24 protein-coding genes, 1 tRNA gene and 1 pseudogene are annotated in these 24,980 nt (G+C 60.4%); 7 read left to right on the forward strand and 19 right to left on the reverse strand.

The window, feature by feature from the left end:
• Positions 1-138: 138 nt before the first annotated feature.
• Together LJE91_01385 and LJE91_01390 are read right to left on the reverse strand one after the other, a co-directional pair.
• Entirely contained in the window at positions 139-1,959 is a 1,821-nt protein-coding gene (locus LJE91_01385; GenBank protein MCG6867410.1) for a long-chain fatty acid--CoA ligase, read from the reverse strand.
• 46 nt (positions 1,960-2,005) lie between these two features.
• Positions 2,006-2,350 carry a hypothetical protein gene (locus tag LJE91_01390; GenBank protein MCG6867411.1) on the reverse strand — a complete coding sequence of 115 codons (345 nt, stop codon included), beginning with the start codon at positions 2,348-2,350 and terminating at the stop codon, positions 2,006-2,008.
• On the opposite strand from LJE91_01390, the gene nadA reads away from it, so the two are divergent.
• Together nadA and LJE91_01400 are read left to right on the forward strand one after the other, a co-directional pair.
• Entirely contained in the window at positions 2,334-3,389 is a 1,056-nt protein-coding gene (gene nadA / locus LJE91_01395; protein ID MCG6867412.1) for a quinolinate synthase NadA, read from the forward strand. The genes LJE91_01390 and nadA overlap by 17 nt on opposite strands.
• A gap of 175 nt (positions 3,390-3,564) precedes the next feature.
• Positions 3,565-4,722, forward strand: coding sequence for a hypothetical protein (locus tag LJE91_01400; protein MCG6867413.1), 1,158 nt, complete (start codon positions 3,565-3,567; stop codon positions 4,720-4,722).
• 98 nt (positions 4,723-4,820) lie between these two features.
• Here LJE91_01400 and LJE91_01405 read toward each other — a convergent pair whose 3' ends face one another.
• The 11 genes from LJE91_01405 to LJE91_01455 all read right to left on the reverse strand — a co-directional run bounded on the left by LJE91_01405 (position 4,821) and on the right by LJE91_01455 (position 16,041).
• Positions 4,821-6,221: a PAS domain-containing protein gene (locus LJE91_01405; GenBank protein MCG6867414.1), complete on the reverse strand. Its 1,401-nt coding sequence runs from the start codon at positions 6,219-6,221 to the stop codon at positions 4,821-4,823.
• A gap of 181 nt (positions 6,222-6,402) precedes the next feature.
• Positions 6,403-7,584: a response regulator gene (locus tag LJE91_01410; GenBank protein MCG6867415.1), complete on the reverse strand. Its 1,182-nt coding sequence runs from the start codon at positions 7,582-7,584 to the stop codon at positions 6,403-6,405.
• Between the two features lie 276 nt (positions 7,585-7,860).
• Positions 7,861-9,687: a translational GTPase TypA gene (typA, locus tag LJE91_01415; protein MCG6867416.1), complete on the reverse strand. Its 1,827-nt coding sequence runs from the start codon at positions 9,685-9,687 to the stop codon at positions 7,861-7,863.
• Between the two features lie 86 nt (positions 9,688-9,773).
• Positions 9,774-10,211: a hypothetical protein gene (locus LJE91_01420; GenBank protein ID MCG6867417.1), complete on the reverse strand. Its 438-nt coding sequence runs from the start codon at positions 10,209-10,211 to the stop codon at positions 9,774-9,776.
• Between the two features lie 108 nt (positions 10,212-10,319).
• Positions 10,320-10,571 (reverse strand): YcgL domain-containing protein, encoded by a 252-nt coding sequence (locus LJE91_01425; GenBank protein MCG6867418.1) that lies wholly within the window; start codon positions 10,569-10,571, stop codon positions 10,320-10,322.
• Between the two features lie 15 nt (positions 10,572-10,586).
• Positions 10,587-11,402, reverse strand: a complete 816-nt coding sequence (locus LJE91_01430; GenBank protein MCG6867419.1) for a hypothetical protein — start codon at positions 11,400-11,402, stop codon at positions 10,587-10,589.
• Positions 11,403-11,710: 308 nt separating this feature from the next.
• Positions 11,711-12,505 carry an iron export ABC transporter permease subunit FetB gene (fetB, locus tag LJE91_01435; protein MCG6867420.1) on the reverse strand — a complete coding sequence of 265 codons (795 nt, stop codon included), beginning with the start codon at positions 12,503-12,505 and terminating at the stop codon, positions 11,711-11,713.
• Positions 12,505-13,146, reverse strand: a complete 642-nt coding sequence (locus LJE91_01440; protein ID MCG6867421.1) for an ABC transporter ATP-binding protein — start codon at positions 13,144-13,146, stop codon at positions 12,505-12,507. Before LJE91_01440 ends, fetB begins: the two co-directional genes overlap by 1 nt.
• A gap of 200 nt (positions 13,147-13,346) precedes the next feature.
• On the reverse strand, positions 13,347-14,615 hold the full coding sequence (locus LJE91_01445) for an ammonium transporter (GenBank protein MCG6867422.1): 1,269 nt from the start codon (positions 14,613-14,615) through the stop codon (positions 13,347-13,349).
• Positions 14,616-14,660: 45 nt separating this feature from the next.
• A complete protein-coding gene (locus LJE91_01450; GenBank protein ID MCG6867423.1) occupies positions 14,661-14,999 on the reverse strand; it encodes a P-II family nitrogen regulator in 339 nt (112 codons plus the stop codon).
• A 325-nt stretch (positions 15,000-15,324) separates the two neighbouring features.
• Entirely contained in the window at positions 15,325-16,041 is a 717-nt protein-coding gene (locus LJE91_01455) for a TorF family putative porin (protein MCG6867424.1), read from the reverse strand.
• Positions 16,042-16,284: 243 nt separating this feature from the next.
• On the opposite strand from LJE91_01455, the gene LJE91_01460 reads away from it, so the two are divergent.
• Positions 16,285-16,557, forward strand: a complete 273-nt coding sequence (locus LJE91_01460) for an accessory factor UbiK family protein (GenBank protein MCG6867425.1) — start codon at positions 16,285-16,287, stop codon at positions 16,555-16,557.
• 152 nt (positions 16,558-16,709) lie between these two features.
• Positions 16,710-18,218 carry a YifB family Mg chelatase-like AAA ATPase gene (locus LJE91_01465; protein ID MCG6867426.1) on the forward strand — a complete coding sequence of 503 codons (1,509 nt, stop codon included), beginning with the start codon at positions 16,710-16,712 and terminating at the stop codon, positions 18,216-18,218.
• Positions 18,219-18,319: 101 nt separating this feature from the next.
• Here the strand turns inward: LJE91_01465 and LJE91_01470 are convergent, their stop codons facing one another.
• Positions 18,320-18,817 carry a c-type cytochrome gene (locus LJE91_01470; protein MCG6867427.1) on the reverse strand — a complete coding sequence of 166 codons (498 nt, stop codon included), beginning with the start codon at positions 18,815-18,817 and terminating at the stop codon, positions 18,320-18,322.
• Positions 18,818-19,136: 319 nt separating this feature from the next.
• Here LJE91_01470 and LJE91_01475 point away from each other — a divergent pair.
• Positions 19,137-19,213 (forward strand) — tRNA-Arg (locus LJE91_01475).
• Between the two features lie 161 nt (positions 19,214-19,374).
• Here the strand turns inward: LJE91_01475 and LJE91_01480 are convergent.
• On the reverse strand, positions 19,375-21,282 hold the full coding sequence (locus LJE91_01480; protein MCG6867428.1) for an IS1634 family transposase: 1,908 nt from the start codon (positions 21,280-21,282) through the stop codon (positions 19,375-19,377).
• Positions 21,283-21,647: 365 nt separating this feature from the next.
• On the opposite strand from LJE91_01480, the gene LJE91_01485 reads away from it, so the two are divergent.
• The gene (locus LJE91_01485) at positions 21,648-21,998 is read left to right on the forward strand and encodes a hypothetical protein (protein MCG6867429.1); all 351 of its coding nucleotides are present in this window, start codon (positions 21,648-21,650) and stop codon (positions 21,996-21,998) included.
• A 108-nt stretch (positions 21,999-22,106) separates the two neighbouring features.
• Here LJE91_01485 and LJE91_01490 read toward each other — a convergent pair.
• Positions 22,107-22,626 (reverse strand): annotated as a pseudogene (locus LJE91_01490) (DNA repair protein).
• 100 nt (positions 22,627-22,726) lie between these two features.
• Here LJE91_01490 and LJE91_01495 point away from each other — a divergent pair.
• On the forward strand, positions 22,727-22,912 hold the full coding sequence (locus tag LJE91_01495; GenBank protein MCG6867430.1) for a hypothetical protein: 186 nt from the start codon (positions 22,727-22,729) through the stop codon (positions 22,910-22,912).
• A 154-nt stretch (positions 22,913-23,066) separates the two neighbouring features.
• Here LJE91_01495 and LJE91_01500 read toward each other — a convergent pair whose 3' ends face one another.
• The 3 genes from LJE91_01500 to LJE91_01510 all read right to left on the reverse strand — a co-directional run bounded on the left by LJE91_01500 (position 23,067) and on the right by LJE91_01510 (position 24,980).
• A complete protein-coding gene (locus LJE91_01500) occupies positions 23,067-23,357 on the reverse strand; it encodes a type II toxin-antitoxin system RelE/ParE family toxin (GenBank protein MCG6867431.1) in 291 nt (96 codons plus the stop codon).
• Entirely contained in the window at positions 23,350-23,601 is a 252-nt protein-coding gene (locus LJE91_01505; protein ID MCG6867432.1) for a type II toxin-antitoxin system ParD family antitoxin, read from the reverse strand. Before LJE91_01505 ends, LJE91_01500 begins: the two co-directional genes overlap by 8 nt.
• Before the next feature lie 101 nt (positions 23,602-23,702).
• On the reverse strand, positions 23,703-24,980 hold the full coding sequence (locus LJE91_01510; GenBank protein MCG6867433.1) for a relaxase: 1,278 nt from the start codon (positions 24,978-24,980) through the stop codon (positions 23,703-23,705).

The raw sequence follows: 24,980 nt of genomic DNA on the forward strand, positions 1-24,980 counted from the left end.
GCGTCTTGTTGACGAACGATCCCGGCGCTGCGCTGTCCCTGCTTTGCTTGGGCACCGGTCTTGGGCTTCCTGCCCAAGCCGTTCACTGCTTCGCAGTTCACCCGGCGCGATCTGGTATGTCATTTTCCGGCAATCGCCTTACGCCCTGTACTCGGTGTAAAGGGCGTCAATCGCGTCCTGGAACTGGCCCAGGATCTGGGCGCGCCGCAGTTTCAGTGTCGGCGTCAGCAGGCCGTCCTCGATGGTCCAGGGATTCAGTGTCAGAGCCGCCCGCCGAATCTGCGCGTAACCCGGGAATTTCTCGATCTGCGCGGCGATCCTCCGCAGCACGGCCTTCTCGGCCGACCTGTCGCCCAGGGCCTTGTCGTCGGCGGTATCGAGCGCGAGTTCATGCAGAAGATCCTTCCAGTGCTGCCGGTCCAGGACGACGAGCGCAGAGAGGAACGCCCGACCCTCCCCCACCACCATGACCTGTTCGAACAGGGGATCGCGGGAGATGGCCATCTCCATCTCGCCAGGCGGAACCTTTTCCCCGTTGGCCAGCACGATGATCTCCTTGATCCGCCCCGTTAGAAAGATGTGGCCCTCCTCGTCGATGCGCGCCGTATCGCCCGTACTGAGCCATCCATCGCCATCGAGGATCGCGGCGGTCGCCCCTTCGTCCTGCCAGTAACCCTGCATGACGTTCGGTCCACGCACCCTGAGCTCGTCCTTCTCGCCGATGTCGACCTCGATGCCGTCCAGCGCCTTGCCGATACTCTCCGGCACGTTGTCTCGCGGGCGGTTCACCGATACGACAGGACTCAGCTCGGTCATGCCGTAGCCCTGGAGAACGGGCACGCCGCAGGCCAGGAAGACGCGAGAGATCTCGGGCGACATCGGCGCACCGCCGCTGATCGCGAACTTGAGGCGCCCCCCGAAGAGATTGCGGATGTTGTCCGCCACCAGGGGTTTGAGCGCGGGCCACAGCAGCATCGCCGGCGACCATCCCGCGCGCCCCTGATGCCTCTGGTAGCGCCGCCATCCCGTCTCCACGGTCAGTTCGAACAGGCGTCGCCGGCCCGGCGACGCCTTTTCCAACTGGGCAAGGACCCTGGCGTGGATACGTTCGTAGATCCGCGGGACGGAGATCAATACGGTGGGACGAATACGCCTGAAATCCTCTGCAAGCTGCATGACAGATCTGGCGAAGGCTACCCGGGCACCGACCATCATGGGCAGGTAGTAGCCCCCGGTGCGTTCGAGCATGTGCGACAGCGGCAGGAAGGACAGGAAGGCGTCGTTGACGTCGAATTCAGAGCAGCGCCCGGCGGCCCATGCATTGCTCAGGATATTGGCATGGCTCAACATCACGCCCTTCGGTTGCCCCGTGGTCCCGGAGGTGAACACAATGGTCGCGAGATCCTCGGGCTCGCCTTCCCGCGGTTGCAGGTCTCCGTCCAGACCGGACAACCACTCGTTCAGAGACACAAGACGCGGATCCTCGTCTTCGTGCCCGGCTTCCACGGTGCCGACACTGACGATCCGCCTGACGTCCGGCAGTCCGTCGCTGGCCTCCTGCAGGTTCAGCCACTGCCGGCGTCCCTCGACTAGCAGCAGCTGGATCCCGGTCTTTCGCGCAATGTAGGCGACGTTTTCGACCCGGTCGTTGGTAAACGCCGGCACCACGACCAATCCGAGTCCCTGCGCCGCGAGATCGAATACGACCCAATCCCTGCCATTGCGAAGCATCAGGCCGACGCGGTCACCCCGTTTCAGTCCTTCCTTGCGCAGCGCGGCCTGCCAGCGCCCGACCTCACGCGCCACCTGGCTCCACGTGGTATCGACCCATTCCTTTGCGGCAACGTCATAGTGGGTATAGGCCATGGTATCCGGGGAACGCGAGAGGCGCGCCAGAAACAGCCCGTACAGCGTACCCGCCTCGGCGGGTGTGACGGGCTCCAGCCGCCGATGCGGCATCAGGGCCCTCCGCCGTCGTCGAGACCCGCATGCCCGAGCCCGGCAGTCACGACAGCTGCGCCAGCCACAATCGCAGTTGGCCGCCCGGCCCGGTGGTATAGCCGAACTCACGGAACCGTATGCCTTCCAGCTCGAACACAGGCGCGGCGCCGGAGGCCAGACCTCTCGGCTGCCAGTGGCGTATACCCGTCGCTAGTAGCACAATCAGGATCGCCCAGGCAATGTGTCTGAGCCACTTGGATCTAAGCCATTGGGGATAACGACTTTCCATCACGATCGTCGCAGTATCTCCCGAAGCCCAGCCGGTAGTCCAGAGGCCTCCACGGTAGAACGGGGGCCTGACCTGAACGACCGGCAGCAGGAGCCAGCCATCAATGAGTACTCCGGACATTGCCGGCAGTTCGCCGATTGTCGTCGCATCCCCCGTAACGGCGGACGTTTGCGCACACATCCCCCGATACACGGGTGAGGCGCGCAAGAAGACCGTCGATCGCATCAAACAGCTCCTGAAGGAGCAGGATGCCACCCTGGTCGCGCATTACTACACCGAGCGCGACATCCAGCAGGTGGCCGAGGAAACGGGGGGCTACGTCTCCGACTCCCTCGACATGGCGCGGTTCGGAAACGAGCACCCCGCCACCACCCTGGTCGTTGCGGGTGTGCGTTTCATGGGAGAGACGGCGAAGATCCTCAACCCGGAAAAACGGGTGCTCATGCCGACGCTGGAGGCCGAGTGCTCTCTTGACCTGAGTTGCCCGGGCGAGCAGTTCAACGCCTTCTGCGACCGGCATCCGGACCGCACGGTCGTCGTCTATTCGAACACCAGCGCCGCGGTCAAGGCGCGCGCGGACTGGGTCGTGACCTCGAGCATCGCGGTCCGCGTCGTTTCACACCTGATGGACGAAGAGCGCAGGATCCTCTGGGCACCGGACCGTTATCTGGGGGCATACATCCAAAAAATGACCGGTGCGGACATGCTGCTCTGGCAGGGATCCTGTGTCGTCCACGAGGAATTCCGGTCCAGCGCTCTGCTGGAGCTGAAGGAGCGTCACCCGGATGCCGCGGTCCTGGTGCACCCTGAGTCACCCGCGGCTGTGATCGAGGCCGCGGATGTTGTCGGGTCCACCACTCGTCTCATCGAGGCGGCCCGCGAGCTGCCGAACCGGAAGCTCATCGTCGCGACCGACCGTGGGATCTTCTACAAGATGGAGCAGGCCGCGCCGGACAAGCTGCTGATCGAGGCGCCAACCGGCGGGGTGGGTGCGACCTGCCGCAGCTGCGCCCACTGCCCATGGATGGCAATGAATGGCCTGCATAACCTGCTACACGTCCTGGAAACCGGCGAGAACGAGATCGAGATCGACGAAACGATCCGCAAGAAGGCGTTGCGCTCGACCTTGCGTATGGTGGAGTTCGCCCGTTCTACCTGAGCGGAACACACATCGACTCTATGTGGTTCGATTGCAGTTTCCGGTGGGTCACCCCAAGACCCAATCCGGCGCGGCACCGATTGACAATTACCCCGGGTCGCGCAAGTATCCCTAGTTTGAGAACCTGGGCACCCGTGCTATGACCGAACAGCAAAGCGGTTCAGAAAAAGAACCCATGACGGTAGGCACTTTTCTGCGCCTGGTGCAGACGCTTCCCCCGGAGAGGATTTCCAGCATTCCCGTGGAAAGCCTTCCCGACAACATTCCCTCGAATATTGCACACCAGCTACCTTCCGCGACCCGGCAGGCCATCGACAGCCTGCTTCTGGCGGCGAACTCCTACCATCTGGCGCGCCGGCTGCAGGAAGAGGGTGTCTACGGAAAACCCATCGTCGCGGCCCTCGATCGAGCACGTTCCTCGGGGGAAACGGCCAACATAAGGATATTCAAGGACAAGATCCTAAACATGGTGTCCATGCTTCAGGACTACCAGCGCATCAGGAAACCCTATCCGATCGCCCTGTTCTCTAAGAACATCGTCAACGTCAACGACCTGCTCATCGACGTTCGCAGCCAGCTTGCGTCCGTTTGCAGGACCATCGAACTGCTGAATTCCATCGAAGCGAAGAACGAGGCGGATGCGCGGCGCTTCGAACTTGCGAAACAGCAGCTCGAGAAGCAGCGCGAGACGATCGAACGGCTGCTGTCGGAGTACTACATATTCCGCATCAAGATCATGGCTCGCGCCATCCATGAGAAGCGCAAGGCCGTCGAAGAAGAGGAGCCCAGGAATGCCCACATACCCAAACTCCTCGCCGAGCTTCGCGGCAAACTCGAGGGATCGCGGACGTTCTGGAAACGTACCCTGAACCCCAACAAGACCGCGAACCAGGCACTGGAAATCCAGCAGCAGATCTCCGACCTGATGAACGAGATGAAGCAGAACGAGGTCGTGATCTCGGAGACCGACCTGACCCTCTGGCTGGACGCGATCGTGGACGCCAGTATCAACGCGCAATTGGTGCAGCGGTCGTCAAGAGCGGTGCGCGATGCTCGAATCTCTCTCTATTTTCTGCTCACCATGTATTGCAGGAAGCAGGAAGAATCTGCGCTTCAGATCGCCCAGAATCCGTTTATGCACGTAGAGCCGGAAAAGGCGATCCGGTACGTGCTCCGCTCCGAGCAGTTCATTCTCGACTACTTCGCGAACAAGAAGAAGGATACGACCGCCTGGTTGAGCGGCGCGGCGAAATCCAGGATCGACGAACTGGACAGGCTGCAGAAGGACCTGTTGTCCGAGCTGCGGCGGGCGAACAAGATCGCTGCCAGGTAGTCGTTCACAGGCCCGGCACGTCCGGACGACGGATTGGCGATCCGCGTCGCCCACCACGTGGCCGGCACCATCTCACCCAGTCTGTCGCAGTAGCGTATTCATCCATCGGTCTCCGGCAGCGGAGATAGAAATCCGGCCGCGGAGACAACACTGCCGGTGCTGTCTCGCTCCACCGAGCCGCTCATGACGAACGACCTGTAGCCCCCACTCCGCCGCCGAAGGCGCAGCTCGGCGTGCACCTGCGGTGAATCGCCATTCACGGCAGCCTCGACCGCGCTGCGCGCCTGCGGCCTGTCGTCCGGATGGACGTGTTCCAGCCAGGCGCGCAGGGTCCCTGGGGAGTTGTCGTTAGGATCGCCGGCGGCATCCTGGCGAGCCGGGAAGAACGAGAACTTCCCGCTTTCCGGATCGATGTGCCACATGACGCCTCCGGCACCCTTCATCGCCAGCGACAGGCGCCAGCGGATGTCTTTGAGCTCCCGCGCCATCGAATCCCGGCGCAGACGTTCCTGCCTGACACTCTGGTCGAGCCGTTTCAGGTCCTCACGGTGCTGCCAGTGATCGCCCTGTAAAAGTCGGGAGGTATCCCCCAGCGCTTCCTCTGCGCGTTGCCGGCCCTGCTCTTCCCGCCGGATGAGATAGGTCATATAAAGGGTCACCGAGAGGAAACAGACGAAAACCGCCAGCACCTGCATGCGGACTCTGAACGCCTGCCTCGCCGCGATCCCGGCCGAAGGGATGTCCACGATATCCCAGGCCGTACCTGGCAGACTTCTCTGTGAGGCGATCCGCCCGATCTCGTCCTCGGACAACCTGAAGGGACGTTGCAGACGGTTCCTGGATCCTTCCGAACCGACCTCGATCAGACCCGGGACCAGGCGGTTGACCAGATACAACTCATGCCCCGGCAATTCACTCCTGGAGAGGATACGAGCGAACACATCCGGTGACATGCTGATGAACAGGATGCCGCCCACGCCGCGATCTGTGTCCCAATTCGTCATGATATCGAAGTGGTATCCCAGCGGATTGGGATGAATCACGACATCTGTGGGGCCTTCGCCCTGGGCAAAGGCGTGAATGTCACCCCGGCAGGCCTCCTCGATGCGTCCGTCGAAGCCGTCGACGATCACCTCGCCGTCGGTCGAGGCGATCGCAACGGAGAATGCGTACTGAAAGCGCGCGGTAACCCGGTCAACCAGCGATGCATAGCGCTCGGTATCCGTCGGATCCGCGGCCAGCGCCTCGAGTAAGCCGCGATATTCATGGGCAAAGACCTGTGCCTCTCGACGTTCCTCGTTGAGGAAAAACCGTCCCAGATCGGCCACCCCCTGGGTCGCCTTTTCAGACAGCTCGCGCTGGTGGCGTTCGAACAGATGCTGGGCGTGTTCGCCATAGCCAATCAGCAGCACCGCCATGAACAACCACAGGAGCACGACCAGGCGCGTGAGCGTATCGTCGCGCCTGAGCAGTCTCGCGTCCTTCAGTACCTGCTCCATCCGCCGTTTCCTTCATCCGGAGAATCGGACTAGCGTATCCGAAACGCGGGATGCGTCAACCGTTCCGACGGCACCGGCAGCGAACGCGATGAAACGGGGAAGTGGGAAAAGGGTGTGGTCGCGCCCCGAGCGGGTTCGGGGCGCCGAATGATTGGAGATACCGACCAGATCGGTCCGTCGGCTAGGCGGCGTTGGCAGACCCCAGACGCTCGCGCAACGCATCGACCAGCTCGTCGATGCCGAGTCCCAGGGTGGAACCGCCGAGCTCCAGTAGCGGCAGAAGCGCATACAGGAGGGGCTCGATCTGCGGGTGCACCCGGTCACCTTGCCCCTCTCGGATCAGCGCCACTGCCTCGTCGAGTCCCAGCGTCGGGACGGAGGGATGACCGGCCTCGGAGACGGCGGCGGCCTCCGCCGACAGGTCATCGACCACGAGTTTTCCACCGCCTTCTTTGGCGGCCTGTGAGGCGAGTCCCTCGGTCTTTTCGGACAGGGCCTCGAAATCGTCGGTCGTCGCGCCGCAAACCAGCCCGCCGGACATGGTCAACCTGAAACGGGTCTCGCCGAGTCGAAAGACGGTCTGGTTGACCTGCTCCTGAATCCTCTCGGCGATCCGACGTGCAATCTCTACGCTGGCCCCCGGCATCAGGACACCGAACTTGGCCGTACCGATGCGCGATACGGGATCCTCGCGGCGCACACAGGCGCGCACCGTCTGAGCGACGTTGGTGATGATCTTGTCGCTCACCTGGCGGCTGGTCTTGTTCTGCAACAGCCCGAATTTGTCCACATCGAGCCGCAACATCGACATGCCCACGCCCTGCCGGGTGACCAGCGCCAGCAGTTCGGGGCCGTGTTGCGTGAAGTGCCGGGAATTACCCAGCCCGGTCAGGGAGTCGATCGTGCTCTGACTGGCGAGCAACTGGCGGGTCTGCTCGAGCTTGAGCATCATGTCGCCCTGCTTCGCATAGGATTTCGCCCGCGCCTCGATCTGTATGGGATCGAATGGTTTGGAAATGAAGTCGGTCGCACCGAGCGCCATGGCGCGGCGCTTCATGGTCTCGTCGTCCTCGTGCCCGGTCAGCAGTATGACCGGCAACTGGTTGATCCGGCTGTGTATCGATTCCCTGATGTCCCGCAGGAGCTGAAAACCGTTCTTGTTCGGCATCATCAGGTCGGAAAAGATCACCTGGATGCCATGCTCGCGACCGATGATGTCCCATGCCTCATTGCCGTCCTTGGCCTCGATGACGCGAAATTCATCGCAGAGCGTCCGGTTCACGGCGCGGCGCATCATCGCGGAATCGTCAACAACGAGAATGACCGGCTTCTCGAGGGGCACCGCCTGGGATGAATCCTGCACTGATGAATCTGAAAACATAATCTACCTGCCATACCTGATCTTGCTGTCTGCCCGGATTCGATTTGCGGCCCATTCCCGCCCCCGGAAACCGGAGAATATCGTCGGTCTGACAGGGGTCGGGGTTCCCGCGAATCCCAGAGCTTCGCATGGACGAATCACAGGTCGCCCTGATGCCTCACTACAAGATAGCCGATCCGGCAGTCGTTGGGGCGCCCGCTCGTCCGAGGGCCAGGACCGCTTGTCGCGCCGGCGCGGTTCCCTGCGTTCGGGGACGGTTTATCGCGTGCTGCCGGACTGCCTGACGGCCCGCCGGCGGTCCGGTTCACTGAGCATCTTCTTGCGCAGGCGAATGCTGCGTGGCGTGATCTCCACCAGTTCGTCGTCCTCGATGGTTTCGAGCGCCTGCTCCAGGGTCAGCTTGATGTGCGGCGTCAGCAGGATGTTCTCGTCGCTGCCGGAAGCCCGGATATTGGTGAGTTGCTTGGCCCGTGTCGGATTGACCACCAGATCGTTGTCGCGCGCGTGAATCCCGACGATCATCCCCTCGTAGACCGGCTCGCCAGGCCCGATGAACAGGCGGCCACGTTCCTGCAGGCTGAACAGGGCATAGGCGAGCGACTTGCCCGCCACGTTCGAGATGAGCGCGCCGTTGATCCGGGAGGCGGGCGGGTTCTTGCGAAAGGTGTCGTAACTGTCGAATACGTGATGCAGGATGCCGGTACCCGAGGTCGCGGTCATGAACTCGGTCTGAAAACCGATCAACCCCCGCGCCGGTACCCGGTAGTCGAGCCGCACCCTGCCGCGGCCGTCCGGCAACATATCCAGGAGCATCCCGCCCCTTGCCCCGAGCTTTTCCATCACGGCCCCCTGCGAGGCCTCCTCGACATCGGCGGTCACCATCTCGTAGGGCTCCTGCAACTCGCCGTCGCGTTCCCGAAGGATCACCTCGGGGCGGGAGACCCCCAGCTCGTAGCCCTCGCGGCGCATGTTCTCGATAAGCACGCCCAGGTGCAGCTCGCCGCGCCCCGACACCTTGAACTTGTCTGGATCCGCGGTCTCCTCGACGCGAAGGGCGACATTGTGCAGGGTCTCCTCCCGCAGTCGCTCACCCAGCTTGCGGCTGGTGACGAACTTGCCGTCCTGTCCGGCGAAGGGGGAGGTGTTGACCTGGAACGTCATGCTCACGGTCGGCTCGTCCACCCGAAGATGCGGGAGCGGTTCCACGGCAGCGGGATCACAGAGCGTGTCCGAGATATACAGCTCGTCCATGCCCGTGAACGCGATGATGTCACCGGCACGCGCTTGCGGGACCTCGACCCGTTTGAGGCCCTGGAAACCGAATATCTGCAGGATGCGGCCGCCGCGCACGATCCCCTCGGTGTCGATCGACTTGATGGGCGAGTTGGATCGAATCATCCCACGCGTGACACGACCGATACCGATCAAGCCCAGATAGCTGCTGTAGTCCAGCGAACTGACCTGGAGCTGGAACGGTCCGTCCGGGTCGACCTCGGGCGGCGGGACATGATCGACGATGGCCTGGAAGAGCGGCGCCATATCCGAGCCGCGGGACTCGGACTCCAATGAGGCGTAGCCTTCCAGTGCCGAGGCATAGACCACGGGGAAATCCAGTTGTTCGTCGCTCGCACCGAGGCGATCGAACAACTCGAAGGTCTGATCGAGCACCCAGTCGGGACGGCTACCCGGCCGGTCGACCTTGTTGATGACGACGATCGGGCGAAATCCCATGTCGAACGCCTTGCGGGTGACGAAACGTGTCTGGGGCATCGGCCCCTCCACGGCATCGACCAGCAGCAGTACGGAATCGACCATCGACAGGACGCGCTCGACCTCTCCACCGAAATCCGAGTGTCCGGGGGTGTCCACGATGTTGACGTGATATCCCTTCCAGTCGATGGCCGTGTTCTTGGCCAGAATGGTGATGCCCCGCTCCTTCTCCAGATCGTTGGAATCCATCACCCGCTCGGGCGGCGCCGCCCGTTCCCCCAGGGTGCCCGACTGCTGGAGCAGCTTGTCGACCAGGGTCGTCTTGCCGTGATCGACGTGGGCGATAATGGCAACGTTGCGTAAGGATTCAATCATCGAGGGAGACACTCCAAGGTCCCGGCGCAACAGGCGACCGGAAGCGGATCGGGGGAAGATTTCAATGGAACCGGCAGACCCGGGAATCACGCAGTCCCGTCGCGCGGCGATCCACCACCTGGCGACGAGAAATCGACCAGATGCCCCCACCCGACAGGCCTGTGACAAGGGACCGATACACCCGACTCGCTCTGCTGCGGCAGTTGCAACACTCCCGCATCGTCCGGGACGGCGGCCTGTCGGCCGGCCCGGACGATGGCGAGTGTCGCGCCCGCGGCCAGCGCGGCGCTGACGAGATACCCTGCCACCAGGGGTACGACTCCAACACGCCTCAGGGCAAGATAGAACAGGGAACTGAGGAGACCGAAGACCAGAAAGGCAAACCAGTACATGGCGCCGACCAGGCCGTCGAGCCACTGGATACCGCCTTGTTCCACTGGCATCAATTCCAGCTGCAGGAGGCGCGCGCCCACGGCCCCGAGCGAGATCAACAACAACAGGTGGAACGCGAGGCGAAGTTTCATCGCCGCATTATATTGGCTGCGCAGGGGCGGGTGGAATGGAAATTCCGCAAAACGGGGCGGATGCGTCCCTGTATGGCAAAGGACGGGCGGATCTCCGGCGGGCGCTCGCTACACCGGGAGGTGGTTGGCCGGTGGCATCTGCATGTAATAACCGTACTGCTCGATACTGTCGAGGACCTCGAGCGCATCGGCCCGCGCCAGCTTCCGCTCCGGGGTCAGATCGAACTCGAGCACCAATTCGGTCTTTCCGAAGAGATCGAGAAGTACCTCCGGCACATTGGCGAATCCCTCCCTATCGGTGAGATAGAGATAGACACCGGGCTTGCGGCTGCTCTTGTAGACATAGCATCTCACTGCCACGGGTGTGACCTGCCGCTAGGGACGCACCGTACCGGTCGGGACATCCCCAGCGGTTGAATCGGATTGATCAGTACGGGTTTCGGCGTTTCTTCGGGCCGCCGCCACAGCGCCCCGCCTGGCGTAGACCTCGATCTGCGCGATCGCTTCATAGGGCGTCGGCAAAGCGATGGTGCCCTGCTGAACGCCAAACTCCAGCGTCATCGCGGTGGATGTGTTCTTGACCAGCTTGCCCTCCTTGACCTGCCCGTTCTCCAGACGGATGCGCAGCTTCTCGCCCATGAATCCCGGCACGAGGTCCTTGCTGATCCGCTGATACTGCCATTGAACCGCCGGCCTCGCCACGGTGTCCACCTGCTTCTCGTCCTCGAGCGCCAGCGGCACGATCTCTTCCACAGGGAGGTATTCGTTCTTCGCGAGCGGATCATAGTCCTCACCCAGTTCCCGCTCGACCCGCTGCGCCTCGGCCTCGTTGCGAAGCGTATCCTGCGTGGGACTCGCCTGGGGCAGTTGTCCGGTGAGATCGGCAACCCATGCGCGCAACTGCTCGTCGGGGATCAGCTCGACGACCTCGTCGACTCGATGTCCTGCACCACCGTAGAAGGCGGCGAATGCGACCATGATCCCCACCAGTGAGACGAGAAGACCGTTCCGCGCTCTAGGCTCCGCCCACTTGATCAGCGCATACAGCGGATAGATCACCGGCAGTATCAGGATCACGAGACCCACGATCACGCTCCTGCGAAACGCGACCGACACGACCATCACGAAGCCGATGAGAAACACTATCAACCCGCCGGCCAGCAGCAAAGACATGATCGTGTCCTGATTCATTTTCAATAATCTCCAGGGCAGGTCGGGTCACCAAACCCCGCATACCCGACCGAAAAAGCGAATCGACCGCTGGTTGCGGGGCCCTTTTCGTTGCCCGCGAATCCAGCCTTGCCCTTTAGTGTAGTCAAACAGGCCGGTAGTGACTTGACGCCCTGCACGAATCCGTCACGCCAGCCCAGGTCCGCGGGAACGGGGGAGTCTAAGGGTACGGGCCCGGCCCGTGCCAGCCCGAATCCGTCAGCCCGTCCGCCGGGTAACGCCGCTCGTTACCCCGGATCAAGGACACCGGCACCGGATCCGGAGACCGATCAGTGTTTCAGTCTATCCAGCCGAAGCCGTTCCCGGGCATCGAAAAGGCGTCTCGCACCGAGCCGAATTGCGGCCAGGGTGCCGAATCCAGTGCCGATGGCGATCAGGAACATGATCAGTATCTGATACTTGACGGCCTCCATCGGCGGACTCCCCGCCAGGATCTGCCCGGTCATCATACCGGGCAGACTGACGATCCCGGCCGCGGCCATGGCATTGACCACCGGCATCAGGCCGCTGCGCATGCTCTGGCGCTCGGCCTCACCGATCGCTTCGCGCCAGCCGTGCCCCAGCATCAGCCGCGCCTCGATCGCGGGGCGCTGCTGGATCGCCAGACGCGTCAGGCTGTCGAGTGCCAGCGAGATCCCCGTCATCGTGTTCCCGAGGATCATGCCCAGCAGGGGGATGGCGTACCGCGGGTCGTACCAGGGTTCGGGCTCGATAAGTGCGATCAGGGTCAGCAGCGCCACCGAAAACGAAGAGACGAACATGGTGAGCGTGCCGAGACCGTAGCCCCACCAACCGGCAAACCGATGGTCCTGCCTGACCATGACCTCGCGGCCCGCGAGCAGCAACATGACCACAGACATGAGTGCCACCCAGCCCGGCTCGGCATGCGTGAACAGGGTCTTGAGAACCAGACCGATCAGCAGCAGTTGCACCGTGGTCCGGATCGCGGAAACGACGATCTGACGACCGGTCCCCAGATGCAGCCGCCAGGTCAGCAGGGCAAGCATCAGCACCAAAGCTGCCGCGATCGCGAGGTCCGATGTACTGATCCAGATCGTGTCCATCAGGCTTCCGTGTCGCTGACCTTGCCTCCCGCCCCGATCCGAACAATCCTGCTGCCGATCCGGTCAACCTGTGCCTGCAGGTGGCTGACCCAGACGGCACAGGCCGCGCGCTCGTCGAGATACCGCTTCACCAGGCTCTCGGCGGCACGCGTCGATTCCGGGTCGAGATTGGCGGTCGGCTCGTCGAGAAGCAGGACCCGGGGTTCGATGGCGAGCATCCTGAGTAGTGCCAGGCGTTGGCGTTCTCCACTGCTCAGGCGGGAAACGGTCCACGAGAGAGCCTCGCCATCCAGTCCCAGCGCCTCCAGCGATCTGCACCCTTCATCGGGAAAATGGTCGCCGACACGATCCGACCACCAGTGCGACTCCGACGGCAGCAGGCCAACCAGCCTTCGCCATTCGGTCGGCGAGTACCGGTCCCGCGCCACCCCCTGTACGCACACCCCCCCGTCAACAGGATCGAGATCCGCGATCCCTCTGAGGATCAGGCTCTTGCCGACACCCGAGGCACCCGAGAGCACCAGCACCTCACCGGCCGGGACGTCGAGGGTCACGGGACCGAAATGAGGGCCGGTCAGCGATTCGACAGCCAGCAGGGGTTCACCAGACGGTTGAGCGGCCCCGGATCGGACTGGAGGCATCGTGCAATCGCACCTCGAGTGGCTGGTGGTGGAATGGCGGGACTGTGGACAAAGGACCCCAGTCTACCGAATCGTACGTCTGAATGAAGGAAAACAAGGATATCAATGGGGCAGACCGGCGGACCCTCGGGGAATTCTGGACCAGAACGAAAAAGGGGCGCCACGACGGGCGCCCCTGACCTGCCTGCAATACAGGCGCCCTACTTACCGGAACCCGAGGCGCCGACAAACTCCGGATAGGCCTCCATGCCGCATTCGGACTGGTCCGCTCCTTCGTATTCCTCTTCCTCGCTGATACGCAGGCCGAGAATGAGCCTGATCACCAGCCAGGTGACGAAGCTCGCCACGAACACCCAGACGAAGATGACACCGATACCCAGACCCTGCGCCGCGAAGCTCCCGTCTTCGTTGGACAGCGGCACCGCCAGCAGTCCCCAGATACCGACCACGCCGTGGACCGAGATCGCACCGACGGGATCGTCGATTCGCATCTTGTCGATCGTGACGATAGCAAATACGACGATGACGCCGCCGATGGCGCCGACCAGGGTGGCCCAGAGCGGTGTCGGGGTGAGCGGTTCGGCCGTGATGGCGACCAGACCTGCCAGGGCGCCGTTCAGTGCCATGGTCAGATCCGCCTTGCCGAACAGGATGCGAGCTATGATCAACGCGGCGACCACGCCGCCGGCGGCCGCGGTATTGGTGTTCACGAACACCGTGGCGACGGCATTGGCTTCACTGACGTCCGAGATCTTAAGTTCGGAGCCGCCATTGAACCCGAACCAGCCGAGCCACAGGATGAAGGTACCCAGGGTCGCCAGGGGAAGGTTGGCACCGGGGATCGCGTTGATCTGCCCCTTCGGCCCGTACTTGCCCTTGCGAGCGCCGAGCAGCAGGACACCCGCCAGTGCGGCCGTCGCACCGGTCAGGTGGACCACACCCGAACCGGCGAAGTCCAGGAATCCGTTCTGATCGAGAAACCCGCCGCCCCATTTCCAGTAACCCTCCATGGGATAGATGAACCCGGTCATCACGACCGCGAACAAGAAGAACGACCACAGCTTCATACGCTCGGCCACCGCACCGGACACCACGGACATGGCGGTCGCGACGAACACCACCTGGAAGAAGAAATCCGCCAGGTTGGAGTAAGCCGGTGCGTCGTCCCCGCCGGCGGTTACGGCCGCCGCGACATTGTCGCCGCCAAGGAGGAAGCTGATGCCGGGCCACCAGGCGTTCACAGCAGCGTCACCCGGATACATCAGGTTATAGCCGACGAGCATGTACATGATGCTGGCGATCGCATACAGCGCGACGTTCTTGGTCAGGATCTCGACGGTGCTCTTCGCCCGCACCAGCCCCGACTCGAGCATGGCGAATCCAGCCGCCATCCACATGACGAGCGCGCCCGACACGAGAAGATAAAACGTATCGAGCGCGTAGCTCAATTCCAGTATTTGCCCTTCCACGATAGTTGCTCCTTTGAGAAAAATGTTGAATGGTTCGGCATCAGGCTAGAGCGCCTCCGGCCCGGTCTCGCCGGTGCGGATACGCACCGCCTCTTCCAGCGAATGGACGAAGATCTTGCCGTCCCCGATCTTCCCTGTATTCGCCGCACCGGTGATTGCCTCGATCGTCCGCTCTGCGAGATCGTCATCGACCGCGACCTCGAGTTTCACCTTGGGCAGGAAATCCACGACGTACTCCGCGCCCCTGTAGAGTTCGGTATGGCCCTTTTGCCTGCCGAAACCTTTCACCTCGATGACCGTTACGCCCTGCACGCCGATCTCGGACAATGCTTCGCGAACGTCATCAAGCTTGAAGGGCTTAATAATCGCCGAAATCATTTTCATTGCTTCATGTCTCCTGAATTTGTGTGCGCATGAATCTTGCGACACCCATCTATCAAAGCACCTTCCATGCCAATCCTGACTCCCCACGCCCGCCGATCCACCATAACGGTGCGAAACGGTTCTTCCGCAGAGCCAAACCCGCCACTACCGCCATGTACCGCACCAGTCTTGTGCAGCAAGGAGAGAACAGGGAGGGACCGGTCATGCGGGACAGATCCCCTGGACCGAGCAGGTGTGTCAACAGACCACCTGGATGGTCACGGTATGCAGCGTTAAGAGTGCCGGAGCGAAAACGCCCACTCGGTCGCGGGCGTTTTCCGGGGGATTACATGAGGTCGAAGTCCTTCGTCCAGCTGACGTTGACCGTCGGGCGAAGCAGGTCGTCCGGATCCTCTACTTCCTTGACCTGGTCGTAGGCGATCCTGAAGGTGCCCCACTTGTCGGCGTCCTTGCTCACGCCCACACCCCAGTGGAGATAATCGATTCCGACATCCTCTTCATAGTCGTAATAACCACCGTAGACCGACAGGTCGATGCTCCCGACCTTGGGCAGATTCTCGAAGGTCCAGTCGAAGGCGAGCGGGATGTAGAAGCTGCCGGCATCGCCATCGCCCTGCTGCGTCACGGTGTAGTAGAGTCCCGTGCTGACGGGGCCATAGCCCAGCGTGCCGTAGATTTCACTGAAGTCCGCCGCCTCGCCTGAGGTCTGAGCGGGATAGAGGTAGTAGAGATAGCCGACGTCGTAAACGACTCCGCCGAATTCTCCGCCGTAACCACCGTAGAGGTCGAGCTCGTAGCCGGTGTTTCCGTCGCCGAAGTCAACGTTCGACGTCCAGGTTCCCAGGTAGAAGCCTTTGTCGTGGTTGTAATCGACACCACCCTGTATGGCGGCCTGATCCGAGGTCTGCGACACACCACGCCAGATATAGTTACTCGTGGCCCCGATATTGGCCGAGACTTCTGCCTGCGCGGTCCCCGCCAGACCCGAAACGGCCGCGAGCGCGCTGACTGCCAGGGGTTTGAACAACTTGTTCATCTTCATCTCCATTGTTCCGTTTGCGTTAAGAGTAGAATGGCCCGCTCTCCCATAAGCATAAGTCATGCCATTAATGACTGTCCCATGGTTTACAGCGCGTTAGCTGCGTGCTTTGTTGCCACACCTTGTGTTGAAAGAGCAACATGCACCAACAAGACGCGGATCTGCCCAGAAATGGTGCGGATCTCCCGCGTGGCGCGGCTGCTATACTTCTTCTCATACTGGAGATGCGATGTGGGAGGTTGACGAATGATCGATGCTCGGGTGCTCGACGAGTTCGCCCACCGGATGGCGAAACTGATGCCGGAAGGGCTGACAAACCTGCAGGCGGAGGCCGAAAAGAACAGCAGGGCGCTTCTCGAGGCGATGTTCAAGCGCCTCGACCTCGTCACCCGAGAGGAGTACGACGTTCAGGTGGCTGTCCTCGCCCGGACACGAGAGAAACTGGCCGCCCTCGAAGCGCGCGTATCCTCACTGGAATCCGCCGATGACATCCCTGAAAAGGGGGATTCGGACAATTGAGTCGATACGGACGCGACGGAATCGACGAACGGTAGCCGTATCGCTCTCGATCTGGCACGCTGCTGCGTTCCGGCGAAGTGAATAGTTCACTGCCCGATCCCGGGAGTCAGACTAGTATGGAGGAACACGGGTCCGCATGAGGTAGGGAAACCTTGTCACTCGCCACCATTCACAGCCGGGCGCAGGACGGAATCGACGCCCCACCGGTCACGGTCGAGGTTCACCTCTCCAACGGTCTCCCCGGCCTGTCCATCGTCGGCCTGCCGGAAACGGCGGTTAAAGAAAGCAAGGACCGCGTGCGCGCCGCGATACTCAACGCGCGCTATACCTTTCCCCCGCGACGAATCACCGTCAATCTGGCGCCTGCGGACCTGCCCAAGGAAGGGGGCCGGTTCGACCTGCCGATTGCACTCGGGATTCTCGCCGCGTCCGGACAGATACCGGACGAGGAACTGGATGGGTACGAGTTCATTGGCGAGCTAGGATTGAGCGGTCGACTGAGGCCGGTTCACGGCGCACTTTCGGCTGCGCTCCAGACCATGCGCACGAACCGGCGGCTCGTCGTACCCTGCGAGAATGCGGGAGAGGCCGCCTTGACCGGCCATGACCGAATCCTCCCCGCGAGCAGCCTGCTGCAGATCTGCGCCCATCTTTGCGGCGGCGACAGCATTCCCGCAATCGATACGGCTGCGATTGCCCCCCCACCCACCGACGTCCCGGATCTGGAGGATGTACTCGGCCAGCAACACGCCAGACGCGCCCTGGAGATTGCGGCGGCGGGACGCCACAACATGTTGATGATCGGCCCCCCGGGTACGGGCAAGTCGATGCTCGCCGCACGGCTGCCCGGCATTCTACCTCCTATGACGGATGTCGAGGCGCTCGAATCTGCGGCGATCCACTCGGTCAGCACAGGCGGGTTTCGCATCGAACAATGGCGCATGCGACCCGTCAGGGCGCCGCATCACACCGCGTCCGGCGTCGCGCTCGTCGGAGGCGGGTCCCACCCCCGACCGGGAGAAATCTCTCTGGCCCACCACGGGGTACTGTTTCTCGACGAACTGACCGAATTCGATCGCCGCGTGCTCGAGGTCCTGCGCGAACCGATGGAAACCGGGACTATCACCATCTCGCGGGCTGCCACGCAGGCCGAATACCCGGCCCGGTTCCAGTTGATCGCCGCCATGAACCCCTGCCCGCAAGGTTACGACTGCGACCTCGGCGCCCGTTGCGAGTGCAGCCTGGAACAGCAGCGGCGTCACCGGTCGCGGGTATCGGCCCCCTTACTGGACCGTATCGACCTGCACGTCGCCATGCAGAGGGTATCGAGAAAGGCTGTGCGGGACCGAAACCGACCCAGGCCCGAAACCAGCGCCATCGTATCGGCCCGGGTCGGCGGCGCCCGGAAAAGGCAACTCTATCGCCAGAGCAAGGTCAACGCGGATCTCTTCGGTCGGGAGATCGATCGGTACTGCACACTGACGGAAACGGAGCACGGCCTGCTCGACGAGGCCTCTGAGCGTTTCCGTCTGTCGTCTCGCGCCTGCCACAGGATCCAGAAGGTGGCCCGCACCATTGCCGACCTGTCCGGCGAGGAATCCATCGATGTACGCCATCTAAGCGAAGCGATCGCCTACCGCAGCCTCGACAGGCTGATCTGAACGAAACCTCCGATGCGACAAAGCGCATTCCAGATCATGCCCCATACAAAAAGCGGCCTCTCTTGGAGGCCGCTCATCGTCCAGTCGCTTCGATGGTGCACCTACGAAGCGGTCTCCATCATGTAGTCCACGGTCATCTTTATGTCATCGTCCGAGAGGTCCGCACGCCCGCCTTTGGGCGGCATCGCACCTTTGCCGTTGATGGCATGCTGATAGAGCACGTCCACACCCTGCGTGAGGCGACCCGACCAGGCGGCCTTGTCATCCAGCTTCGGCGCCCCCGCGGCACCGGTGCCGTGACAAGCGGCACAAACGGCGGAGTAGATGTCCTCACCCGATTCAAATTCCGATTCTCCGGACTCGGCCTCCGAATCGGCGCCGCCGGCTGCGGCGACCAGCGCCTCGGACGGCACGGACCCTACGTACACCTGGCCAACCGGGGCGATGCGGAGCTCGACTTGCTTTTGGGCGATGGGATCATCGGACTGCCCCGTATTTTCACCCGCGATGATCCTTGCCATGATGAAGGCAAGCACGCCGATTATCACCAGCGAGCCCATCACCGCCACAAATACCGTCATGAATTGTCTGTCAGTCACGTACTCCCCCGAACCGCATTAGTAATAAGAAAATTCCGTGAAGTATATCGGATTCACACCCCGGCCACCATTGAATCACGGAGAACCGACTCGCCGCCGTCGTAGGTCGGGGTTGCCGACGCCCCCGATTTCGGCACCGGTTCCTGATGCCCATAGAATCCTGAGAGGATGCATCGATCGGACTCTCGAATACGGACCCGTGGACGCCACCAACCGGGAACGTTATCCTATGGTGCGCTTCTCCAGAGTCACCTGATGACGATCCCGAAGGGAGTGATTCTCCCCTCGGACCCGATCGGAATCGAGGCGATCCCATTACGCGCCCGTAGCTCAGCTGGATAGAGCGCTGCCCTCCGGAGGCAGAGGTCACAGGTTCGAATCCTGTCGGGCGCGCCATACTTATCAATAGGTTATGAAGCAAGAACAGCCTTGCCTGCGCATACTTATTTTTTTGAAGTCCTTAATTAACCCATCTTTGTCACTATGATGAATAATGCATCGAGAATTCAATGGGTTACATTTTTTTGCCGTTCGTTATGTCACTACTGTTTGCATCTCTATGTCTTAACAACCGTCTTTTGCGTTTTGCCCGGTAGCCTCGCCAACCCGAGGGCACGCAGCAGTCGCTGCTGATCGGCATTGGGGCGGGAACTCTTGCGTACGTGTATGCGCTGTGCGTTCTCGCCCTGCAGACTGGTCGTCACGCGCACCTGGGTACTCATCGTAGTACGGACCGTCTCCCAGCTGTCGTCGATGCCTTGTTCCCTGAGCCTGCGGCGGATCTGATGCACCAGGTTGTAGGCCAGCAGCGTGATGAAGATGTGGCCTTCGACGCGGTGTGTCTTCTGGTGATAAACCGGGCGCATGCCGAGTTCGGACTTGAGACTGCGGAACACGGCCTCCAGGTCGGTCAGCATGGTGTAGGTTGACCACAGTCGTTGTTCGTCCCATTGCATCTGGTTACTGCGCAGACAGTAGACCCCGGGGTGGGCGTTGGGGTCTTCGGCCTTGGGTTCGATGCGCTCGTAGTGGACGGCGGTGGCCGTTTTCCCGGCCTGGTCGGTCTCCATGGTGATCTGGTAGTAGCGCGAGGCGCGGCTGTATTTCTGTCGCAGTCGACCGATCTTTTCGCAGACCTTTTTCGCGCTCTTGAGCCGGCGCGGTTGGTCTAGCCCCTCTGCCAGGTGCTGCAACTCCGCCTCCAGACGAGTGGAGAAGCGTTGTTTCATCGCATCCTCTTTCGCCTCTTTGCCCTGGGAGTGGCAGTAGAGTTCGACCTCACCCGACTCGCGCTCTACACGCATGGCGCGTACGGTATCGTTGTCCCGCTCCCTGACCGCGACACAGCGTTGGTCGTCGAATTCCATATGGCGCTTTCGGCTGACGACAATGTATTTGTATCCCTGGTCCCGCAGCCACTGGATATTGGCTTCCGATGCAATACCGGCATCCATGATAATAGTGGGGACGGGACGCAGATCGAGGGACCGATTTTTTCCGCCGTCGGCATCGACGGGCGGACGCAATCGTTCGATCATCTTTTTCAGTGTGGCGGGTTCGCTGACATTACCGGGAAAGATCCGGCTGCGCCGTGAGAAACCGCTGCCATCGAGCATCAGCGCCAGCGTGACCAAGGGGCAATCGTTACGGCGCTCCTTGGAGTGACCATAGGCGGCCAGCTCGTTGTACTTTCCGCTTCCCTCGAAGAAGGTATTGGTCAGGTCGTAGAGGGTGATGGACTCCTCGATCTCAAACATCTCCACGTGCTGTCGATAGACAAAGCCTTCGATCCTTTCATGGTGCTTCCAGAGCAGATCCGAAGCACGATACAGCGCGGAAAGCCCCTGCTTTTCATATTCGAAATCCAGCAACTCCCCCAGCGCACTTTGTTTCTGCAGCCATTCATGCGTCGACAGTTCACTGTTGGGCTGGATCATGCGCCCGACGATGTTCCCTATTGCTGCGTGCAGCTGGTTACGATTGAATCCCAGCGAGTCCAGATACCCCGGCAGTTGCGCCTCGAACACGGCGCCCAGCGCCAGCGCCTCTCCACCCACCGTGCGATTATCGATGTGTTCCACGCAATTGAGGTCCACGGTGTGCAGGTCACGCCCATCTCCCTGATGGTTAGGGTTATCCCGTTCTTTGCCGCGCGCATCTGTCTCACAAGCGCCGAGCAGTTCGCAACCGGAATACTTGCGTAACAGGAGACCGGCAATGGATTGCGCCTGCTGCTCCAGTTCCACCGAGGTACAAGCAAGCAAATCGTGCTGTCCCGCGATGAGTTGCTCGATACGCTGCGCCAGTTCCGGCCACTGGTCGCGGGGAAGGGTAAAGGCGTTGCCAAGATTGAGCAGGGTGCGTTGACGAACACGGTCCCCCACTCGATAGCTGTCGACCAAACGGTGACTGTAGTAACAGGTCCCGTCCTGTGTAGTGCGCGTTCTGACGCGTCGGATGAACATAGGGGTAAGCAAACCATCCCAGCCGTTCGGCGTCAACCCCTATTCGTTATTTTATGTCACTACATTTACTAATCTGCAAACCCTAAAACTCTACTCCAATGTTTTCTAACGAAATTTATTTCGACAATAGCCCGCTATTTGGAGAAATTGGAGACAATCGGGGTGGAAAGTGACAAAGATGGGTTAAGAGCTTTGGAAAAGTCTGTGAGGACAATATAGTAAGAACCCAAGATGATATCATCAGGTCAATTTATTTGCGTCGGTATTACGAGATATTAAATCTTCAAGGCAACGAGTATCACGTACCATCTAGCCTGTTAAAGAAAAGGACAACACCAACACTGGATAGCAATGGCGAAAATGTGATGCTGCAAAATGATATAGATGTGGCAATCACATCTATCCACCAGCATATCCCTAGTTTTGACTACGCTGCAATCTTGGCACGCTTAAATGATGGAAATTGTATGCATCTGCTATATCAGAACACATCGAATAACTATGAGAAATTACAGCTATATAGAATAATCATGCAAGGAGATAGCCAAAGCGATCTGCATGAGAATAAAGTAATCCGTAAATTCATCAATGAGGCATTTCATGTGGAAAATGAATACGTAGCGCAACTGGACCCTTCAAAGTATTCCCCAGTTCCTCAGTATATTATTGATGAGTGTGATATAGCGATAGAACAAACCGATAGCCATATGGTGTAGATAGAAAGACAGGACTTATAGAAGCGCAAAGAAAAACAGTAGCGTGATAAGTATCAGTATGGAAACCGCGTGAAACACGGCTGCTAAAGTTAACCGGTAATGTAATTCTTACAACAACCCACGCTCAGCAAAGGAGAAAGTATTCTCGCCGACGATGACGTGATCCAGCGTTCGTACGTCCACGAGATCAAGGGTCTCTTTTAAACGTTGCGTAATGCGTTGGTCGGCCTGGCTGGGCTCGGCAATCCCTGAAGGATGATTGTGGCAGTAGATAGCGGCGGCGGCATTAGATAGCGGCGGCGGCATTGTGCCGAAGGGCAGATTTAACGACTTCCCTGGGATGGACGCTGGCCCCGTCGATGGTTCCGCGAAAGAGTTCTTCGAAAACAATAACCTGGTGCCGGTTATCAAGCCAAAGCGCGGCGAAGACCTCATGCTCCAAACCGCCAAGTTTGAGCTGGAGGAATGATTTTGTCTCCTCCGGCGAGGTGATCTTAGCCCCCCGGCAAAACCGCTGTTTCATCTCCGACAGAGCAGCCTCGATGATCTCCTCCCCTCTGGCCGGGCGGTAGCGTCCGTTCTCGTCCCTGACCATTAAGGCTAATAAATTGAACTCCCTTTGAATCATGAATTTCATCCTTGCTTGTTCTTCTTTTGTTCTTTATAGGTTGAAGAGCAGACGCGCAAGAAAAAAATGAGGACAGCTTAACAAAGGGAGACACAACGCTATGGACAGCAAAAGGAACGCCAGGAAAGGCGAGGTCTTCATTCGCACAATATTTCGTGAGCAGCACGAAAGCGAATACCGCGCCTCCCGGAAGGAGATGATTGAAAACGAAGATTGGCGCGAGCATGTTGGGGCGCAGGGCGGCCCTTTTTGCTACACCGATCCCGAGCGTTTCATGCCGTTCTGATTTCCGGCTTTTTTCGATGATCGCTCCCGTCTGAACGCTGTAAAGGCCAGGCCTTTCGGGTTCGCTACGCTCTGCCTTGACACCGCTCAGCCCTTCCGCTTTTTGGCTTACCATGCCGGAAAGGGATGTTCTTTTTTCGCCTGAAAAAGAATCTTTACAGGTGGCGATCCGGGTCCATCTGTGCGTGAAGCACACGGACAACGCGGATGACGGACGGCGTGGGCACGTAATAGACGATGTGCTGGTTCAGTCGCAGAGACCGGTAGCCCGTGCGGACATCGTCGCGGTTTTTGCCTAGATTCGGGTTTTTCTGAAGCTGCTTGATACCTGCTTCGATCTCGGCGAGGTACTTGTCGGCTTGGGCTTTGCCCCATTCGTCGAAGCTGTAGCGCCAGATGTCGATCAGGTCTTCGCGCGCACGCGGACGTATGACGATCTCAAGCATCCGGCCCCACGGCTTCCCGCGCGGCGCGGCGGATTTCGTCCATGTCGAGCTGTGAATCCGCTCCGCTTTCTTCGCCTTCGATCAGAACCCGGCGCAAGGCTGCAAGCTTTTGTTCACGCTCCTCAAGCAAGCGCAAACTGGCGCGGATAACCTCGCTGGCGGAACCGTAACGTCCATGACTGATTTGCTCAGCGATGAACCCTTCGAAATGTTCGCCCAGGGAAATACTGGTGTTTTTGGCCATTTTAAAGCACCTCCTTCTTTTACCAATTTATCGTATTTATTGGTAATCAGCAAGGAAAAAACATGCAACACTCTGAATTTACGAGAAAAGCTAATCGGCCCTTACCGCTCCCGACCAGGAGGGCGATAAGGCTGCGTGCGCGATTGGAATCTGGCCGTTTCACGTTTTTGCTCTCTGATCTCCTGGTACTGGTCCCGATCCTTGGACATGGACCGGCTCCGCGCATCCCCCAGCTTTCTGAGACGGTCCATGCGGGCCTGCAGGACCCGGCGCTGATCCAGGTGCTGGAAGATGAGAGCATCCTTTTCTTTCTGATCGCGCTTGAGAGCCTCATAGGTTTCTTGCTCGTTACGTTTTTTGATCCGGCGATGCTGTCCGCCCAGGCGGTCAAACAGCCCTCGTAACCCTTTGCGAAAACGAGCTTGGCGTTGTAGGGTCTCTGCCTTCCAGCGCGTGTCCTGTGCTTCCTGTAGGCTTTCGCGCTCCCGAGCATGCTTGCGTGCCATCTGCACGCGCTTGTGCTCAATCTCTGACAGGCGGGTCTCCATAGCGGCACTGTGCTGGCTTTGAATCTCGCCCAGACGATCTATCATGGTCCTGGCAATCTCTTCCCTGGCCTCGTCTACGGACGGCAGAGCAGTTTGATCCGTGAGCTTTGATCGCGCCTCTTTGGTCCGGATGCCGACCCACTTGGGCACGGCAAAGACCTCGCAGCGGTGATCCAGCGCCACGAAGCCCCGCCGGTCGCCTCTGGCCAGGGTGTAGCCGTATTCCTTGAGCGCTTGGGCAAAGGCGGCCTGGTTGTCGCTGACCGCCCAGCAATTTTGAAAAATCTTCTTGATGGCCTTTGGGTCTTTGCCGATCCGCTTGGCCTGCTGCCACTGCGCGAGCGTGAAGTTCTTCGGATCGAACTGCCCCGCGTGCATCAGGCCACGGGGCATGGTCCAGTCATGTTCTAGATACAGCTCCCGAGAGACATCCATCAGCTTGCGCTTGGAGAAGGACAGCGGGATCGCCTTCATTGCCAGTGCGTCGATCCGCGACCACACGGCGTGGCAGTAACGGCGGCCTTGCTTTTCGTGGAAGACAATGGCGCGGGGTTGATCCGTTAGGCCGAGCTTCTTCTCAATGCGCTCGATGGCCTCTTCGAAGACCGTCGTGGGAACGTTTTTTGACGGCGGAGGGTTCAGGCTCAGGGAAAACAAGAACTGCTTGGCCTTCGTGCCCCGGCTAACCGCATGGATTTCTTTAAGGGCGGAAACCAGATTGTCGGAGACGAACCCACGCAGTTCATGGACCTCCACATGCTCGTTTTCTTGCTTGAGCAGGTGAAGGGCCAGGTCCTTGGCTCCGCCGCGCTGGTTTCCGTGCAGGATCAT

The organism is Gammaproteobacteria bacterium (genome assembly GCA_022340215.1).
Classification (GTDB): Bacteria; Pseudomonadota; Gammaproteobacteria; order JAJDOJ01; family JAJDOJ01; genus JAJDOJ01.